Raw genomic sequence first — 17699 nt, 5'->3', positions numbered from 1 at the left:
GTGACGACGCGAACGGTCATTTACTTTGATTTAATATTGTGCAGCTAATTCCAAATAAATGATGGTATCTATAAGAGAATCTAATAATAAAGGCCGCGCTGGTCCTAAAATCGAACTGGGGTGCCACTTTGGAACCCCCACCCTCATGACAGATTTTTTCACTTTTCTGGTGCCAAAAAAATATTTAGGTGGTTCCAAAAGAGTACTTGATAAATCTTTCAAGCTGAAATGAAGTGCCTCTCCATGAGGACTTCAATTGTTGGAGTCCATGGATATGGGGGGAATTTTAATGAAATTCAACGTGTTTGCACTCATCGTATCAGTGCTTTTCGCGACATCAGCTCAAGCAGAGCGCGTTCTAGTGATCATGAAAGACCAACAGTCTTTCAATAAAGCTCACATGGCTTATAAGATGAAGGGGTCTTATGCGTCTAAGGGCTTGGACTTGGGAGTTCAATCTCAAGCCGTAGGTCAACTTGAAGACAGTCTTGCGAATTTGAACTCACTAGTTGTTAATACTGACAACGACGCTCAAATTGAAAAATTGAAAGCGAATCCAGCCGTAGCTTACGTTGAGAAGGAAATCTTCCACGATGCTCCAGCTCCAGTAAAAGGTTTCTTGGGTCAATCCCGTCAATCTCAGGCTAAATTGGGTCAAAAAACTCCATGGGGTATCCATGCAGTAAAAGCGACTCAGGCTTGGAATAAATCCGGCCGCGGTGCTGGCGCTCGCGTACTGGTGTTGGACACTGGTATCGACGAAGCTCACCCATCTTTGGCTGCTAACTTCGAAAAAGGTAAAGACTTCACTGGCGACAGCAACGGTTCTGACTTCTCTGATAAAGTAGGTCACGGAACTCACGTAGCTGGTACAATCGCTGGCGTTTTGGACAACACAGGTTTCACTGGTGTTGCTCCTAAAGCAAAAGTTCTTGCGGGCCGTGTGTGCTCTGAGCAGGGTTGCTCCAACGTAGCAATCGCTCAAGGTATCAACTGGGGTATTCAGGAAAAAGTTGACGTGATCTCCATGTCTTTGGGTGGCGCTTGGTCTACTCCGGCTGAAAGAACTGCAGTAGCTGCCGCTGATAAAGCTGGTATCACTGTTGTAGCGGCTTCCGGTAACAACGGTTCCAACCGCGTTTCTTACCCGGCTGCTTTGTCCACTGTTATCGCAGTAGGCGCAGTTGACGTAAACCTGCACAAAGCAGACTTCTCTCAATACGGTCCGGAATTGGCTGTAGTTGCTCCAGGTGTTGCGGTTGTTTCCGCTGTACCACAAGGTACTGGTCGTGAATCTGCAGTATCCGTTTCCAACGGTCAGAAAACTGTAAAAGTTGCTTCTTCCACCTTCCAGGGTGCAAGAGAGATCCTGACTCCAGAAACGAACGTGCTTGTTCACGCTAACTTGGGTAAACCAGAAGACTTCGCTAAAGTAGACGTTAAAGGCAAATACGCTTTGATCTCTCGCGGTGAAATCACTTTCGGTGACAAAGTTAAGAATGCGATCAAAGCGGGTGCAGCTGGTGTGGTTGTTTACAACAACGCTCCGGGCCTGATCCAGGGTGCTTTGACTGATGACGGTTCTGTTCTTCCAGTAGGCGTGTTCATGATCGAACAAACTGTTGGTCAAGAGCTGGTTCGTGTAATCAACTCCGGTAAAGTGGCAACTGCAACTTTGCACACTATGGCAACTGACTACGCTGCATTCGATGGTACTTCCATGGCGACTCCTCACGTATCTGGTGTGGTTGCTTTGATGAAAGCTGCGAACAAAGCTTTGACTGGTGCTCAAGTAAAAGAAATCTTGAAGCGCACTGCGACTCCACTGGCTCCAAACTCTGCTAACGAGTTGGGCGCTGGTATCGTGAACGCTGAAGCGGCTGTTCAAGCTGCGATCGACGCGAAGTAATTTTCGCTTCAAATTCAGATCTTTTAAAGACGGCTTTCCTTCGGGAAGGCCGTTTTGCTTTTCTGGCGCACTGCTGCGGAAAAAGGCGCCTGTTACCTTTTAGTAAAAACGCAGCTGGTGCCTTAGGCTGAATTGTGGGCATAATTTATCTATGCAGCATTTACCGGCGATGATTCACGACCTGGCCCTGATTCTTGGTACTGCAGGGCTTGTTACACTTCTATTTAAAAAACTCAATCAACCCATAGTTCTTGGATATTTGGTCGCCGGCTTTCTGGTGGGGCCGAAAACTTCGATTTTCCCGACGGTGATTGGGGTGGCCAGCATCAACCTGTGGGCGGAAATCGGGGTTATCTTCCTTTTGTTCGCCCTCGGGTTGGAGTTCAGCTTTAAAAAGCTTTTGCGCGTCGGCGGATCCGCCAGTTTCACCGCACTATTTGAAGTTTCTTTGATGATCCTGTTTGGATTCACCACCGGCCGCCTGTTGGGGTGGAGCACCATGGACAGTTTGTTCCTGGGCGGGATTCTTTCGATTTCATCCACTTCCATCATCATCCGCACGGTGGAAGAACTGGGTATGAAGAACATGAAGTTCGTGGGGATGGTCTTTGGGGTTCTGGTTATCGAAGACCTTGTGGCCGTTCTTTTGATGGTCTTGCTGACCACGGTGGCTTTGACCCGGGACTTTTCCGGATCCGAAATGCTGGGGGCGGTCCTTAAGCTTTCCTTCTTCCTGTCGATCTGGTTCGTGGCGGGGATCTTCCTTTTGCCAAGTTTCTTAAAGCGCACGCAAAAGCTGCTGTCTGAAGAAACCGTCCTGGTCGTGGCCGTGGGGCTGTGTCTGATGATGGTGGTTTTTGCCAGCAACGTCGGGTTTTCATCCGCTTTGGGAGCGTTCATTACAGGCTCCATTTTGGCTGAAACCATCGAAGGCGAACGCATTCATCATCTGATTGCGCCGATCAAAAATCTGTTCTCGGCCGTGTTCTTTATTTCGGTCGGGATGCTGATTGATCCCCATGTGATATCTATTTATTGGAAAGAAGTGCTGCTGCTGTCAGCAGTTGTTATCGTGGGAAAAACTTTAAGTGTGACTTTAGGTTCGGTGTTGTCGGGGCAGACCTTCAAGTCTTCCTTGCAGTCCGGAATGAGTCTTGCTCAGATCGGCGAGTTTTCCTTTATTATCGCGACCTTGGGTTTAAGTCTTAAGGTTATCAGTGAAAAGATTTATCCGATCGCGGTGGCGGTTTCAGTGCTGACAGCCTTTACGACTCCGTACATGGCGCGGTCCGCGGAAAAGACTTATGCGTGGCTTGAACGATTCCTGCCAGCCCGGTTTATCCAGTCCATCGACAGCTACAGTGTGATTTCATTTTCTATGTCCGGGAACCGCGAATGGCGTGAACAGGTTCGCGCCTATATCTTAAAGGTTCTCTTGAATGCGGTGGTTGTGGTGGCGGTGTTCCTGACCATGGCCCGTGTATTCCTGCCGTTTCTTTTGGAACGCCAGATGGAAGAAGGTCCTGCCAAGTTCCTTACTTTAAGTGCCACCCTGGTGATGAGTGCTCCGTTCTTGTGGGCGTTGGCTTTTGGGCGGACCAAACAGTTCGAAGCCCTTTTGGTTGAGCAGGGGAAGGGCAGTCATAACTATGTCTTTCTGGTTTCCCGGATCATGCTGGCGGTGGGACTGTTGGGCGCGATGGTGGGGCAGTTTGTGCCGCTGCTGTGGGCGGTGGCGATCACTTTGTGGATGGTCGTGGTGGTTGGGTATGTGCTTTCTCAGAAGTTGCAGGACATTTACGGCTGGTTTGAAAAACGCTTCCTGACCAACCTGCATGACGATGTTCAGAAGGTTCATGCCCGAAAGAACAGCCGTTCTTTGGCCCCCTGGGACGCCCACATCACAGAATTTATGATTCCGCCGGAGGCTCCTTACGTCGGTGTGCCTTTGCATCAGCTTTCGATCCGTGAAAAGTACGGGGTGACGATTGCCTTGATCGAACGAGGTCGCCGTCGTATTACGGCTCCGGGCCGGGTGGAATGTCTGATGCCTCACGATCATGTTTTTGTGATCGGGACGGATGAGCAGTTGATTCTGTTTAAAGGGTTCATTCAATCCGAGGTCCCGGAAGTGGCCTCAACCGAAGCCGAAGCCGAGTACAGTCTTGAGCAGTATCTGCTGACGGACGGTTCGCCATTCCTGAACAAAAGCATCCGTGAATGCGGTCTGCGCGAGATCACCCACGGACTGGTGGTCGGTATCGAACGTGAGGGCGGGCGTATTTTAAACCCGGACTCCAGCGAAACGCTGAAGCGCGGGGATTTGTTGTGGATTGTGGGCGATCGCGAAAAGATCCTGCAACTGACTTAAAGGCGGAAGCGAATCAGATTCTTCAGCGCCGTCATTTTAAACGGCGTGTATGGGGGATACATGATTCGCAAAAGCTTGCCGAAGAAGGACTGCTTTAAGACCGCTTTTTCATGTGAAAACGCGCGGAAGCCATGTTCCCCATGATAGCTGCCCAGGCCGCTGTGGTTCACTCCGCCAAAGGGCAGATACGGGTTTACAAAGTGAATCACTGAATCGTTAAAGACCAGTCCACCAGAGCTGGTTTCGTATTGAATTCGTTCCATGTTCATTTGGCTGTTGGTGTAGCAGTACAAAGCCAGGGGCTTTTCCCGTTCGTTGATAAAGTGAATCACCTCTGAAATTTCTTTGAAAGTCATCACGGGCAGTACCGGGCCAAAGATTTCTTCCTGCATGATCAGGGAATGAGGATCCACATTTTCCAGCAAGGTCGGTCCGCAGAAATGTTCCTCTGGTGTAGACTCGCCACCGAAAACGACCTTGGCATTTTTGCTGACGGCATCGTCGATCAGGTCCTTCAGGCGGCGGGCATGATTGAAACTAACCATGCGTGCAAAGTCCGGCGAGCTTTTGCGCAGTTCAGGGGACTTTCCATAGAAGCCTTCAATAGCCGCAATCAGACGTTTTTTAAAGGCATGATAGATGCTTTCGTGCACGAACAGATAATCCGGAGCCACGCAAGTCTGGCCGGCATTGATGAATTTGGCCCAGGCGATCTTTTGCGCGGCCTCATCAACATTTGCCGTGGCATCCACGATGGTCGGGGACTTTCCACCCAGTTCCAGGGTCACGCTGGTAAGATTCTTGGCGGCAGCTTCCATGACAATTTTTCCCACCCGGGTGCTGCCAGTGAAGAAGATATGATCAAAAGGCAACTTTAAAAGTTCCTGCGTTGTCTCAACGCCGCCCTCGGCCACAAAGACGTGATCTGAAACAAAGGTTCCGGTCAGAATTTTTTTAATCACGCTGCTGGTGTGTCGGGTCAGTTCAGAAGGCTTCACAATCGCACAGTTGCCCGCCGCAATCGCCGAGACCAGTGGCAGCATACACAGCTGAAACGGATAGTTCCAGGGGCCGATCAGCAGGCACACGCCGCGAGCCTCGGGTTGGATATAGCTTTTACTTCCAAACAAAGTCAGTGGGGTGTGAACCTTTTTGGCTTTGGCCCATTGGGAAAGATGCTTTTTGGTGAATTTGATTTCTTTCAGGACAGGATAGATTTCTGAAAGCAGGGTTTCGGCTTCTGGCTTTTGGAAGTCTTTTTTCAGGGCATCGATGATTTCTGAGCGGTGCGCTTCGATGGCTTTTTCAAGCTCGTTCAGAGCTTCAATACGGGAAGCCAAGCCTTCGCCGCGGATTTTTAAACTGTACTGCTTTTGATGAAGAAAGAACTTTTCCAGCATGCCCTTTATGTTAGATCACTGTCTTTAAAGGGCAATCACTTAGTGAGGCCGTCTGGCCGTGTTACAGAGCAAAGATTTTAGAGCAGCGGGAAGGCATCACGACATTCTTTTGCTGAACAATGCGCCACAGGATCTTGGAGCCCAGTTGGTTGTTCATCAGTTCCGGGTGGAATTGCAATAGCAGACCGCGGCCGTTTTTAAACTCGGTGGCTTCCGTGACGCCATCGTGTCCTTGGGCAGCCAGTTGTAATGGACCGTTTTCTTTATAGATCACGGCCTGGTGGTGCAGTGAATTCACCAGCAGTTTTCCGTCAGCGTTTGGAACCAATGAACCCAGAAGGTTGTGTTTGGTTTTATGAACCTGAATTTCATGCCAGTCGTTGGCGTGGCTGACTTTATCGCCGACATGGAAAGGCACATCCTGCATCAGCTGATAACCCAAAGCCACTGCCGAAATCTGAGAACCACGGCAAACCCCCAGCAGGAAGCCTTTTTCCTGCGCAACATAAGACTTGATCAGCTGAATTTCGAACTGATCGCGGGTCGGGATAGTGTTGCGGGAATGGGTGTTTTGTTTCTTGTAAAGGTTTGGTTCAACGTCATCTCCACCCATGGCCACCATGAATGGGAATTTTTCAGATATTTGTTTGAACAGGTCGCGGGTTTCTTCAAGGCTCAGTCCCAGGTTGGCATTCATGGGCAGGATGAACGAGCTTTGACGGCTTTGCGCGAAGATTTTTTTGAAGTTGATCACACGCTGGGAATTCATGCCGTAATCCTTCGGAAGATTCGCAATCAAAAGCGCGCGCGATTCACGGGAGTTTTCATTTAAGGGTTTAAAGCCGGACAAGGCCAAATCAGGTGTTCTGCCTTCAAACAGTTCCATCAGTTCGGGCTGTCTTTGCAATCCGCGCATATAGCGGGTGGCGGCTTGTTCCGGGGTCTCCCCGGACTTCACGGGCAGAATGATTGGCGCCAGGGTGTTTCCTGGACTCCATTCATACAGACGAACCAGATCGCCGGTGGCCCAGGCAAATCTGGCAAAACTTAGAACCAATAATAGAATCCACATGCTGTAACCCATACTGAAGGGATATTCAAAAGCAGTGCCTGCTTTGTGGTGCTGAGCTTTATCGTGGTGGTTTTTACCGGTGCCGTGACGTTTCAAACTGAGACGGCACCTAAAATTGTTAGTCAGTGCGAAGGACCGTCAGTCAGCTCGATTTTCAGCGCCTGACGCTGTTTGATAACGTCATGGAACTCCAGATACATCCGGCCCTTTTCCAGGCGAAGCGAGATCGGGTTGTAATAGTTGATCTTTGCGGGCGTGTGAAAGCTGGAATCCAGCAGCGGCACAATGGTCATAAGCTCTGAAGGTTCATAGCGGGTGATCCCCATGATCTCAGAGACACGTTTTTCGGTCGCAACCAGGTCATTTGAAAATTCCAAAATAGCGGACCGAGCCTCGCCCGTGGGCTGGTCCCTGAATTGATCAGCAAAGGGTTCGGCATAGTTGCGATTGCGGTCAGTGAAAGATTGAATGAATTTGCGCGCCAGATCCCTGCTAAGATGCAGGTCAAAATCCGATTTTTGCAGATCCGCTTTTCCATTCGGGAAACTGCCATAAATCTCAAGGACGGAGTCCGGGGAAAGGTGTTTCGCCAGAGGGCTTTGCGGCAGCGCCGCCGCCGTCTTTAGAACCAGGCTAAAGGAATATTCCGAGCGCCAGCGTTTCTGTGTGGGAGTTTGATAGAACTCATTCCAGAACTGCTCAACAATACGGGACGCCTCGGCTTTGCTCAGCGACGACTTGCCTTGTAAGGCGGAATAGTATTTGGAAACGGTGGCGCTATTGATGATCCTATGAAGGGCTTCGAAGTTGCGACGGCGGTCTTTCATTTCCGGATCTTTGTTTTTATATTCTTTCTGAATTCCTTTGGTCAGCATAGTCGTCAGGCGCGCGGCGTCCTTGGTTGGAAGGGTTTCCAGGACTCTTTGCAGGCTGATGGTCAGATAGTGATTGGTGTTCTGGATTAACGCCGTATCCGCGGGAATGTTCTTGATGTAGGCATCGGCAAGTTTCGGGCTCAAGGCCATTTTCATGGTTTCAAATTGAAGGTGCCAATAGTGCAACGACACCCGATTGGATTCTTGAATGGCGGACTTAAATCCATCAATGCTTTCAAGCAGGTCTTTTTTCTGGGCCGTTGTCAGGGAGGAACGCATTTTAATCAACGGTTCCACAAAGTTGATTTGAGGCATCAGGAAAAGGAACTCTGTTTGATAATTTTGATTTAGAGTGCGCCACTGCGCCGGCGGTCCCAGCGGAGACTGCTCCATGGTGCGAATCATTTGCTGGATCGCGGTTTTGTATTGCTGGGGTGTTTGAGCACCTTGGAAAAGCTGTTCCCACTGGGATTGGCTGGAGTGCAGTCCGGTTTTTGCGGAGCTGGTTGCAAAGATGGAACTGCAAAGAGAGGCACCCAGGGATGTGGCCCCCATGGATGTGATCAGCGCCGTTATCAGCAGCAAGCGTTGGATAAACATATTATAGGCCCACCATGGATGATTCAATCACGCGATAGTTGTCGGGGTTGGAACACGTGCGGCCAAAGCGCTTTTCCAGGTGCACGGCCGTTTGAGCAAGACTTGAAACATACCCTGGGCCGCCGTGGCTTTGCCACACTTGCAGCCATTCTGGGAAACTGTACATCGACGCAGAAACGTTTCTGAGGACACGGGAAACCGCCACGTCGACTTGGTCTTCGGTCAGTTGGCGGTTTTGTTCGCGCAGTTGCTGTTTCAGATTGTTTTTGTGTTTTTGGAAGTCGCCAAGGCCTTTTTTAAAATCAAAATCTTTGGCTTGCACATAGGACAGCGCCTGGGCGCGGTCTTCTTCGGTCAGGCTGCCCAGCAGCTGGATGTTGAATTCCTGACTTTTACGACGAATGAAATCGACACGGCTGAAAAGATAATCCTGCAGGTTTTTTACCGCCACGGCACCGCCGGTGTTGTAGCCCAGGGTGATCAGAATGCGCTTTAGCTGGATATAATCCTGTCGAGGGTAACCTGCTTCACGCAGCAAAGCCGGGATGTTGCGTTTGGTAAATTCGTTGTCGACGTATCTTTCATTCATTTTATGGAAGATTCCCGCATAAAGCAGATTCTTTACGGGGTTCGAATTTTTCGACATCAAAGAGCATTTGCTTTCTTTCAGCAAAGGGCGCCAGAAGCTTGCACCACGGTACTGGGTGCGGGATTTGATCCATTGGCAGGATTTTTTACTGCTTTTGAAGATCTGATCCCTATATGCGGGCAGCACCTGATCCACGTCCGCGATGGCTTTTCCAGTCAACTGGCCGATGCCGGCGTCGCCATTGGGATTCTGAATTTGCACGTGAAAACCGCTTTCCATCATCAGCTTGGGGAACAGCCACTGAGGATCAATTTCCAGGCAGTCGGTGATATTTTCAAAGGCCTGGCTGAGAGCTTTGATTTCAGAAGTGGTATAGCGGGGGCGCGGTTGGCCGGCTTCGGGCTGGCTTTTTTCAGAGGAGCATCTCACAAAGAGACGCGACTTTTCCCCGACGGCAATGCGGGGGAACGAGGTTGTCAGGGCGTGGGTCATGCAGTTGTCAAAGTTCTCGGCGGCAGCGAAGAACGGCAACAGGGTGACCACGGATGTGACAATCACGGATTTAAGCAGCTTTATAAAGGTTTTGGAAAAGCACCCTTGCATGCAGTCTTAACAAAGCAAGGGGCCTGCCATCAGACGACGTCGAGATCCTTTTCAAAGACGTCGCAAAGTGAGTCGACAACATCCTCGAGTGCTCCGTTTTTTTCAAACAGAGCCCGCTGGATTTCATAGGATGGATTTGCCAGATCCTCTTCCACCAGTTGTTTCAGATATTCCGTATAGCCCAGCTCAGCGGCATCATCTTTCATTGCGGTCAGCAGATCGTGGATGTCTTCGCGCAGATTTTTCGTCATGCCGTCGTTATCAATCAACACTTCGCAATCCAGCCCGTGACGGGAAGCGCGCCATTTGTTTTCACGCACCATCCAGTCATCCGGCGTCTGACGGCGAATGCCCTGATCAAGACGTTTTTGCAGATGACGAGCCAGCAGGTGAATGAACGCCACCAGGCGCGTGGTTTTGCGAATTCCCGGAACTCCGTCACAGATGCGGATTTCCAGCGTGCCATAATTTGGACTTGGACGGATGTCCCACCAGATGTCCTTGAAACTTCCGATGGATTTACTGCGGGTTAGTTTTTGTACGATGTCTTCAAATTGCGCCCAGTTTTCCACTCGGCACGGGGTGCCTCCGGCCGGGTGAGCTTCAAACACAGTGATACGTGAAGACGCCAGACCCGTGTCATGCCCTGTCCAGAACGGGGAGCTTGCCGACATCGCCAGCATATGCGGCAGATAGTAAAGGAACTCATTCATCATGGCGATGCAGTGATCACCATCTTTCATTCCCAGATGCACATGCAGACCGTAAATCATCAAACGGCGCGCGATGTGCTGATTGCGCTCCAGCAGATATTCATAGCGGTCCGACGGATAGAAAATGCGATTGTGCCATTTGGCGAATGGATGGGTTCCATTGGAGGCCAGACGGGCACCGTGCTTTTTACAGATGCGCAAAAGCTCGCGGCTGGTCAGCAGCAGTTCATATTCCACTTCCTGCACGTTTTTGCAGATCGGGGTGTCGATTTCCAGCATACTCTGAAAAATTTCAGGTTTCAGATGCGGGCTTTGTAAGGACCATTCTTCCAGGATGTCCGGAGATATGGGAAAAAGGTTTCTGGTTAGCGGGTGAATGATTTGAAGCTCAACTTCTACACCCAGCGAGAATAAGTCCGATGTTCCAAAAGGAATGGGTTGAGGCTTAGTCATAAAATCACCTTAGGGAGTTATGACCATCGGGGCAAATTTTAAAGCTGAAAATGTAGGAATAATATGACTTGGTGCGCTCAAATAAAAAATGGGGGGCCTCATCGGCCCCCCGGACTCGTGTGAAGGGAACCACCAAACCTTCACTGAGTCGCCCAAAATAAATTTTTAGTTTCAGTATCGTCTTTTTCTTGCTTCAACTCGGGCGGGGCTTCGTGCCACCGTTATCCAGAGAGCGTACATTACTACTCCCGAGTAGAAGAGGCAGAACATCGCTACATCTTGTAAGTCTGTCATGTACTCTCTCCTTCCTTTTACTTTTTGCGGCCTTCCGTGGCCTCGGATTCCTGAGGTGCCATCCTAGCGTCCCCTTGTTTCCGTTTGTAAGAGCATCCGTGCTCTTATTGATATGACAGGCAGGGGTGGGGTTGGGGTTAATCTTTTTTGCTAAATTTGTGGGCAAAAAAAAGGTCTAGTTACTGACCGGGGCTCAAGGGGCATCCTATTGACTCTGAGGGGTCAAAATGGTTAATTAGTTGTTCCCTCTATCAGAATTTCTTATAGGTGCGCGCGGATGGTGGAATTGGTAGACACGTACGTTTGAGGGGCGTATGCGCAAGCGTGAGGGTTCAAGTCCCTCTCCGCGCACCACTCTTAGGGCTTCTTGCCCGCAATTGCTTCGGACAGTCCTCGCTCTTTGTGTTCATTTACTAGTTAAGGTCGCTTTTGGGTTCGTCGGCGTTTCTGGGTGCTTTAGTTTGCTGCAAAGGCCTGCGGAACTTGCACTTGCGGGCAAGAAGCCCTAAGAGCGCTGCGCGCAGAGGGCCGTTCACTGCGTGGGACTTTGATTGTTCGAATGTCAGTTGGGCTCGAGTGCAGCCAAGGGTTTTAAGTTTTTGGATTTTGTGTTAGTGTCAGTTCATGGTTGCATTTAGTTTTTCTGTCTCAGAGTAGTTTTGCGAAGAAGGGTTTGAGCTGGGCTCGCCATTCTTCTGCTTCTTTATCAAATCGGCAAAAAATTATGGATGTGGTTCTGCTTCATCAGGCTGAAGCAGAGCGGTTGCTTTTGTATTATGGGAACTTGATGAATATGAAAAAAGAAGAAGTGCTGACGACAGAATCCGGCAAGGTCGAAAACTGGGAGCGCTGGTGGCATGCTCTGTCTATTTCTGACACCTTGTTGTCCCGGGCGGAAGAAGATCCATCGCTGAAAGAGATCTGCAACTATCTGGAAAGCATCGAGGTCGTCTTTGAGGATGCCTGTGATCCTGCTGATGACTTTAAGGCCTATGCGATCCGATCCCTTTGTCAGGCGGTTCGTCGGACCTTAAACAATAAGAAAGAGATGGCCTGATTTCGGGTACTTGGACGCACGCGACGCAACTGGTTAGGTGCGTGGGATTTTCTTTAATGTAGAATGTATAAAATTCTTTTCGCCTGTCCAATCCGGTGGTACAGAAATCCCATGGCTTTACAGGAACGCACGCTAAAAAAAGAAATTCTGAAGATGGTTGTTGGTTTTCATCGCTTTCAGCAGCGATTCTTTAACAACCAGGATTCGCACCTGTATGAGCACCTTTCCAGCATCGGTCAAAGCCCTAAAACACTGATGATCGCCTGCAGTGACTCTCGTGTTGATCCGGCTATTTTGTTTTCGTCTTCTCCGGGAGAAATGTTTGTGGTTCGCAACGTGGCCAATCTGGTGCCGCCCTATGAATCTAATATGGGTTTTCACGGGGTCAGTGCCGCGATCGAATTTGCCGTGGCCAACCTGAAAGTCGAAAACATCGTGGTTCTGGGACACCGTCAATGTGGTGGTATCCGTTCCCTGTTTCAGCCTGAAAACGTTCTTAAGGGCGGCTTTGTGGCGCAGTGGATGACCATCGCGGAAACAGCCAAGCTGAAAGTTCTGGATAAAGATCCGCATGGGGACTTGGATACCCACTGCCGTGATTGTGAAAAAGAATCCATCGTGACTTCTTTGCAGAATCTGCGTTCGTTCCCGTTCATTGAGGATGCAATCAAGTCCCGCGGTCTGGAGCTTTTTGGGGTTTACTTCGACTTGGAAAACGGTCACCTGTGGAACTACAACGACGCCACTCACGTGTTTGACGAAGTCACTTTAAATGGACTTCGCGCCACGACGTTGCCTTAATTATTCAAAAGAAAATCTGAAGGCTTCACTAGTAGTGAAGCTCGCCACCCGGGAACTTGATCACTCGTTCGTTCCCCGGCGCCACCAGGTGCGCCCACAATGGAAGCTTCTGTCGCTCCGGGGCTGACAGCGTGTAGACGTGTTTGGTTCGGACCTCACGCAGTTTCAGCGTGTATTTGAAGGCCAGAGTGAAGGGAATATACTCTTTGCTGATGGCAACGACTTCAAACTTGTTGTAAGCGGCAATGGTCTTGCCATTGAGAATCACCGACGCTGAATTGATCACATGGTCACGCACGGCCGCGCGCCCGGTTTGCAGGGTGGGACTTCGGTAAAGTTGATCGGGGATCTTTTCAAAATTGCCAATCACGGATTCTGGATCGGCTTTGGTGCCGACAAAGTGGATGACTCCCGTGGGTTGCAGGTTCTTACCCAGTTCCACCAGTGACAGGGTGTAAACCGTGTCGACTTTTTTGTGGTCTTTCAGGCCATAGGAATTAAATGAATGAACATAGCTTACACGATACAGGCGATCTTTGCGGATCGGCTTTTGGTCGTATTCGGTCAGAGCCATATTCACGGTTTTCTCAGCTGGTGGCTGCAGGATTTCGGGCTGAGTGACCACTTCGGACAGGTCGGCCGTGGCCTTTAAAAGCAGGCGAGGGCGCAAGTCACTGAAGGTGGCCTTCTCGGATTTACCGAAAGCCGCCGTGGAAATCAGAATAAGAGTCAGGAAAACCAGCTTAGTCATCGGCCGATAACTAGCAGAATCCGTTCCATGGCCAAATCCACCCAATGGTTCCCTATGGGGGCGGACCTGTTTATCCTCTAAACAAGCTCCGGGAAGTGTCATTTCCTGGAGGCAAAGAGGAGGCACATGTTGACGCGACGCCAAAACGTCGTTGGGGCCTGCCAAAGGGGGCTTCTGGACGTGCAAGTTCCTTGAAAACCTGATAGTTATTAAGGACCTATGACAAATGCAAACACACGTTCGACACCGTATTCAGCCGTAAAACCAGATGTGAATCTTGCCAAGCAGGAAGAGTCTATTTTGGACTTCTGGGATCAGGAGAAAATTTTTGCTCAATCTTTGAATCCTGAAGGCAAAAAAACTTACAGCTTCTACGACGGGCCTCCGTTTGCAACCGGTCTTCCGCACTATGGTCACTTGCTGGCGGGTGTGTTGAAGGACGTGGTTCCTCGTTACTGGACGATGAAAGGCTACACTGTGCCTCGTCGTTTCGGTTGGGACTGTCATGGTCTTCCGGTCGAGTATGAAATCAACAAGACTCATAAAATTGAAAGTCGCAAAGACGTTTTCAAAATGGGTGTTGCCAATTACAACGACGCTTGTCGTTCGATTGTAAAACGTTATTCCACCGAATGGAAAACCACGGTTCGCCGTGTGGGTCGTTGGGTGGATATGGAAAATCCATACTTTACGATGGACGTGTCTTTCATGCAGTCCGTGTGGTGGGTGTTCCAGCAGCTGTTTGAAAAAGGTCTGATCTATGAAGGTTACAAAGTCGTTCCTTACTCTGTAGGGATCTCGACGTCTCTTTCAAACTTTGAAGCCAATCAGAACTACAAAATGGTTCAGGATCCGGCAATCACGGTGATGTTCAAGCTGGTAAATCAGCCGGATACATCGATCATGGCTTGGACGACGACTCCTTGGACATTGCCTTCCAACCTGGCGTTGGCTGTGGGTAATGACATCGAATACGTCAAGATTCTTGAAAAATCCACGGGTCGCAAGTTGATCATGGCGCAGGCGCTGCTTTCTTCGGTCTTCAAAAAAGCCGACGATGAAGTTGAAGTTCTTCAGATGATGAAGGGCACAGAGCTTGTGGGTCTGACTTACGAACCTTTGTTCCCTTACTTTGGTGATCGCGCTGACAAAGGTGCGTTCCGTATTATTTCTTCTGATCACGTGACCACTGAAAGTGGTACGGGTGTGGTGCACATGGCGCCAGCATTCGGTGAAGAGGATTACTATGCTTGCGCAAAAGCCGGCATCCCGATGGTCAATCCCGTGGATGACGACGGTATGTTCACGTCTGAGGTTCCTGACTATGCTGGGAAGCGTGTAAAGGAAGCTGACAAGGATATCATCGCGGATCTTAAAAAACGCGGAAACCTGTTCAAGCAAGACACCATTCAGCATAGTTACCCATTCTGTTATCGTTCCGACACGCCACTGATCTATCGTGCGGTGTCTTCATGGTTTGTGGCCGTTGAAAAAATCAAGGAAGAGCTGATTGCCAACAACAAACAGACCTCCTGGGTTCCGGATCATCTGCGTGATGGCCGTTTCGGCAACTGGCTGGAAGGCGCTCGTGACTGGGCGATTTCGCGCAATCGTTTCTGGGGTACACCTCTGCCAATCTGGAGAAATGCCGAAGGCGAAGTGATGTGTATCGGTTCCCGTGCCGAACTTGAAAAACTATCCGGCCAGAAGGTCGACGATTTGCACATTGAATTTGTGGATAAGATCACGATCCCGTCTCCAACCGGCAAGTCGCCGTTGAAGCGTGTGGATGGTGTATTGGATTGCTGGTTTGAATCCGGCTCTATGCCGTATGCACAATGGGGTTATCCTGAAACATCTGTGGAGGATTTCAAAAAAGCCTTCCCGGCGGACTTCATCGCAGAAGGTCTGGATCAGACACGCGGCTGGTTTTACACGCTTTCCATCATTGGTACGGCGTTGTTCAATCAGGCTCCATTTAAAAACGTGGTTGTGAACGGTTTGGTTCTGGCTGAAGACGGACGCAAGATGTCCAAGTCTTTGAAAAACTATCCGGATCCGATGGAAGTGTTGAATCAGCATGGTGCGGATGCTTTGCGTTTGTACCTGATTGATTCTCCGGTGGTGAAAGCCCAGGAACTGAAGTTCTCTGAAAAAGGCGTTTACGATATCGTTCGTAAGATTTTGCTAAGATGGTGGAATTCTTATTCGTTCTTTGCGAACTATGCCAATATCGATGGCTTTGTTCCAAAGGGCGATGCGAAGAAGTCTCCAAACATTCTAGACCAGTGGGTTTTGTCCCGTCTGAACGGTCTGATTGCAAACACGCACAAAGAAATGGACGCTTATCGTCTGTACAACGTTGTGCCTCACTTGCTTCAGTTCATTGAAGACCTGACAAACACCTACATCCGTTTCAACCGCAGCTTGTTCTGGCAAGACGGCATGCCGGAAACCAAACGCTATGCCTACGAGACTTTGCATGAAGTCCTTGTGACCCTGTCACGTCTGATGGCGCCGTTTGCTCCGTTCATGTCTGAAGTGACTTACAAGAATCTTTCACAGGTTCTGAAAGACAAGAAAGACTCTGTTCACCTTGAATCCTTCCCGGCGGCAGACCTTTCCATGCTTCGTCCTGAGTTGGAAGAAGCCGTGAAAGCCATGGACACGTTGGTGACCCTGGGTCGCAATCACCGTGAAAAAATCGGCGTGAAAGCAAAAATCCCGCTGAATGAAATCAAGATCATCCACAGAAGTGCAGAACTTCTGGAAACTTTGAAAAAGTTCGAACCGTTCTTCGTGGACGAACTGAACTTCCGCAAAGTTGTCTACAACCCGAATGAAGATCAATTCGTTCAGGTGTCTGCCAAGGCGAACTTCCCGGTATTGGGTAAACGTCTGGGACCTAAGATGAAAGCTGTGGGCGCTGGCATCATGTCCATGTCCTTGGAAAACATCCTGAAGCTTGAAGGCGGCGGTGTTGTTGTCATCGAAGGTGAAGAAATCAGTCTGTCTGATGTGGAAATCCGTCGTGCACCTAAAGGTGACAACGCGAACTTGTCCGTGCACCAGATCGTTTCCATCGAAGTGGATCCGACAGTGACCCCAGAGCAGGAACGTGAAGGTCTGGCTCGTGAGATCATGCGTAAGATCCAGGTCGCTCGTAAAACAGCGGACTTCCAGATGGATGACAAGATCACTTTGGAAATCGCCTGTGACGGTGCTTTGCTGGATGCATTGAATGCCCATAAGGACATGATCACCGGTGAAACCCTGACGAAGAATCTGAACATCCTGGCGTTGACGGCAGAGCCTAACGGCAAACACACGGAAACATCAGACATCGATGGTCAGACGATTAAAATCGGCGTCACCAACCTGCCAAGATAATGAAACAGCTTGGAGAGGTTTTTGAATTTTCGGCAATAGGTGTGGTGCGAACTCCGTTCAAAGACAGGTTCGGAGTCCCGCGCCAGCCAGGGCTTGCGGCGCAGGCAAAAGGGGTGATTAAAATCAACCCCGATCCGGATTTGAAAACCGCTCTGCGTTCGCTGGAAGAGTTCACTCACATCTGGATTGTTTTTGTTTTTCACGATCATGGTGGCAAGGGCTGGAAACCCAGCATCCGTCCGCCGCGCTTGGGTGGCAACCGCAAAGTCGGTGTTCTGGCTTCGCGTTCTCCACACCGTCCGAATCCTATCGGGCTCTCGGCGGTCTTGGTTGAAAAAATTGATTTTGAGGCCGAAGGCGGGCCCGAGATTCACATCGGTGGTGTGGATCTGGTGGATGGCACTCCGGTGCTCGATATCAAGCCTTATATCGCTTATGCGGATTCAATCCCACAGGCCAGTGCAGGGTGGGCGTCAGCGCCGATTCCTCGTTATCCGGTTATTTTCTCTGACGAAGCTGAAAGTGAAATTCTAAAACGCGATCCAGAAGGTCAGCAGAATCTGCGCGCTTTGATTGTGGATGTGATGGAGCTAGATCCTCGTCCGGCCTTCCAAAAACGTCAGAACCCGGTCACAGCCCCTCAATCCTGGGGGCAGCGCTATGGCATCGATGTGCTGGGAAATGATGTGAAGTACGAACTGCGTGAATCAGGTCTTTACGTTTACGACATTCAGGATCTAAAAAAGTAAAAGCCCCATCACTGGGGCTTTTACGCACTGCTTAGGAAAAATTGCGGTGGGCCCTCCTGTGGAGGGTGCCGC

The 17699-nt window shown here is 49.9% G+C and carries 12 protein-coding genes and 1 tRNA gene; 7 read left to right on the top strand and 6 right to left on the bottom strand.

Annotation, left to right across the window (positions count from 1 at the left end; all coding sequences use genetic code 11):
• Nucleotides 1–289: 289 nt before the first annotated feature.
• Nucleotides 290–1909 carry a S8 family serine peptidase gene (locus tag AC04MQ_RS16540; RefSeq protein ID WP_475392612.1) on the top strand — a complete coding sequence of 540 codons (1620 nt, stop codon included), beginning with the start codon at nucleotides 290–292 and terminating at the stop codon, nucleotides 1907–1909.
• 151 nt (nucleotides 1910–2060) lie between these two features.
• Nucleotides 2061–4280, top strand: coding sequence for a monovalent cation:proton antiporter family protein (locus AC04MQ_RS16535; protein ID WP_015091346.1), 2220 nt, complete (start codon nucleotides 2061–2063; stop codon nucleotides 4278–4280).
• Here the strand turns inward: AC04MQ_RS16535 and AC04MQ_RS16530 are convergent.
• The 5 genes from AC04MQ_RS16530 to AC04MQ_RS16510 form a co-directional block, all read right to left on the bottom strand.
• Nucleotides 4277–5680 carry an aldehyde dehydrogenase family protein gene (locus AC04MQ_RS16530; RefSeq protein ID WP_475392611.1) on the bottom strand — a complete coding sequence of 468 codons (1404 nt, stop codon included), beginning with the start codon at nucleotides 5678–5680 and terminating at the stop codon, nucleotides 4277–4279. The genes AC04MQ_RS16535 and AC04MQ_RS16530 overlap by 4 nt on opposite strands.
• 61 nt (nucleotides 5681–5741) lie before the next feature.
• Nucleotides 5742–6848 (bottom strand): gamma-glutamyl-gamma-aminobutyrate hydrolase family protein, encoded by a 1107-nt coding sequence (locus tag AC04MQ_RS16525; protein ID WP_015091344.1) that lies wholly within the window; start codon nucleotides 6846–6848, stop codon nucleotides 5742–5744.
• Between the two features lie 26 nt (nucleotides 6849–6874).
• Nucleotides 6875–8227 (bottom strand): hypothetical protein, encoded by a 1353-nt coding sequence (locus AC04MQ_RS16520; protein WP_015091343.1) that lies wholly within the window; start codon nucleotides 8225–8227, stop codon nucleotides 6875–6877.
• 1 nt (nucleotide 8228) lies between these two features.
• Nucleotides 8229–9419, bottom strand: coding sequence for a hypothetical protein (locus AC04MQ_RS16515; RefSeq protein WP_475392610.1), 1191 nt, complete (start codon nucleotides 9417–9419; stop codon nucleotides 8229–8231).
• A 29-nt stretch (nucleotides 9420–9448) separates the two neighbouring features.
• Nucleotides 9449–10585 (bottom strand): carboxylate-amine ligase, encoded by a 1137-nt coding sequence (locus AC04MQ_RS16510; RefSeq protein ID WP_041577710.1) that lies wholly within the window; start codon nucleotides 10583–10585, stop codon nucleotides 9449–9451.
• A gap of 565 nt (nucleotides 10586–11150) precedes the next feature.
• Between AC04MQ_RS16510 and AC04MQ_RS16505 the strand changes: the two genes are divergently transcribed.
• The 3 genes from AC04MQ_RS16505 to AC04MQ_RS16495 all read left to right on the top strand — a co-directional run bounded on the left by AC04MQ_RS16505 (nucleotide 11151) and on the right by AC04MQ_RS16495 (nucleotide 12737).
• Nucleotides 11151–11233: transfer RNA gene (locus tag AC04MQ_RS16505), tRNA-Leu, on the top strand.
• Between the two features lie 370 nt (nucleotides 11234–11603).
• A complete protein-coding gene (locus AC04MQ_RS16500) occupies nucleotides 11604–11936 on the top strand; it encodes a hypothetical protein (RefSeq protein ID WP_015091340.1) in 333 nt (110 codons plus the stop codon).
• Nucleotides 11937–12047: 111 nt separating this feature from the next.
• On the top strand, nucleotides 12048–12737 hold the full coding sequence (locus AC04MQ_RS16495; RefSeq protein ID WP_041577708.1) for a carbonic anhydrase: 690 nt from the start codon (nucleotides 12048–12050) through the stop codon (nucleotides 12735–12737).
• 28 nt (nucleotides 12738–12765) lie between these two features.
• Here the strand turns inward: AC04MQ_RS16495 and AC04MQ_RS16490 are convergent, their stop codons facing one another.
• Entirely contained in the window at nucleotides 12766–13488 is a 723-nt protein-coding gene (locus tag AC04MQ_RS16490) for a hypothetical protein (protein WP_015091338.1), read from the bottom strand.
• A gap of 219 nt (nucleotides 13489–13707) precedes the next feature.
• On the opposite strand from AC04MQ_RS16490, the gene ileS reads away from it, so the two are divergent.
• Together ileS and tsaA are read left to right on the top strand one after the other, a co-directional pair.
• Nucleotides 13708–16878, top strand: coding sequence for an isoleucine--tRNA ligase (ileS, locus tag AC04MQ_RS16485; RefSeq protein ID WP_475392609.1), 3171 nt, complete (start codon nucleotides 13708–13710; stop codon nucleotides 16876–16878).
• The gene (gene tsaA / locus AC04MQ_RS16480; RefSeq protein ID WP_475392608.1) at nucleotides 16878–17627 is read left to right on the top strand and encodes a tRNA (N6-threonylcarbamoyladenosine(37)-N6)-methyltransferase TrmO; all 750 of its coding nucleotides are present in this window, start codon (nucleotides 16878–16880) and stop codon (nucleotides 17625–17627) included. The genes ileS and tsaA overlap by 1 nt, the downstream gene beginning before the upstream one ends.
• The last annotated feature ends 72 nt before the right edge of the window (nucleotides 17628–17699 follow it).

The sequence above is a fragment of the Bdellovibrio sp. MYbb2 genome (assembly GCF_056175685.1).
Note: the sequence above shows the minus strand (reverse complement) of the source record. Positions and strands in the feature narration are given on the sequence as shown.

What these genes read in the sequence shown, in the direction of transcription:
- AC04MQ_RS16535 (WP_015091346.1), top strand. Translation starts at nt 2,061, where the DNA reads ATGCAGCATTTACCGGCGATGATTCACGACCTGGCCCTGATTCTTGGT.
- tsaA (WP_475392608.1), top strand. Translation starts at nt 16,878, where the DNA reads ATGAAACAGCTTGGAGAGGTTTTTGAATTTTCGGCAATAGGTGTGGTG.
- ileS (WP_475392609.1), top strand. Translation starts at nt 13,708, where the DNA reads ATGACAAATGCAAACACACGTTCGACACCGTATTCAGCCGTAAAACCA.
- AC04MQ_RS16530 (WP_475392611.1), bottom strand. Translation starts at nt 5,680, where the DNA reads ATGCTGGAAAAGTTCTTTCTTCATCAAAAGCAGTACAGTTTAAAAATC.
- AC04MQ_RS16490 (WP_015091338.1), bottom strand. Translation starts at nt 13,488, where the DNA reads ATGACTAAGCTGGTTTTCCTGACTCTTATTCTGATTTCCACGGCGGCT.
- AC04MQ_RS16540 (WP_475392612.1), top strand. Translation starts at nt 290, where the DNA reads ATGAAATTCAACGTGTTTGCACTCATCGTATCAGTGCTTTTCGCGACA.
- AC04MQ_RS16520 (WP_015091343.1), bottom strand. Translation starts at nt 8,227, where the DNA reads ATGTTTATCCAACGCTTGCTGCTGATAACGGCGCTGATCACATCCATG.
- AC04MQ_RS16510 (WP_041577710.1), bottom strand. Translation starts at nt 10,585, where the DNA reads ATGACTAAGCCTCAACCCATTCCTTTTGGAACATCGGACTTATTCTCG.
- AC04MQ_RS16495 (WP_041577708.1), top strand. Translation starts at nt 12,048, where the DNA reads ATGGCTTTACAGGAACGCACGCTAAAAAAAGAAATTCTGAAGATGGTT.
- AC04MQ_RS16500 (WP_015091340.1), top strand. Translation starts at nt 11,604, where the DNA reads ATGGATGTGGTTCTGCTTCATCAGGCTGAAGCAGAGCGGTTGCTTTTG.
- AC04MQ_RS16515 (WP_475392610.1), bottom strand. Translation starts at nt 9,419, where the DNA reads ATGCAAGGGTGCTTTTCCAAAACCTTTATAAAGCTGCTTAAATCCGTG.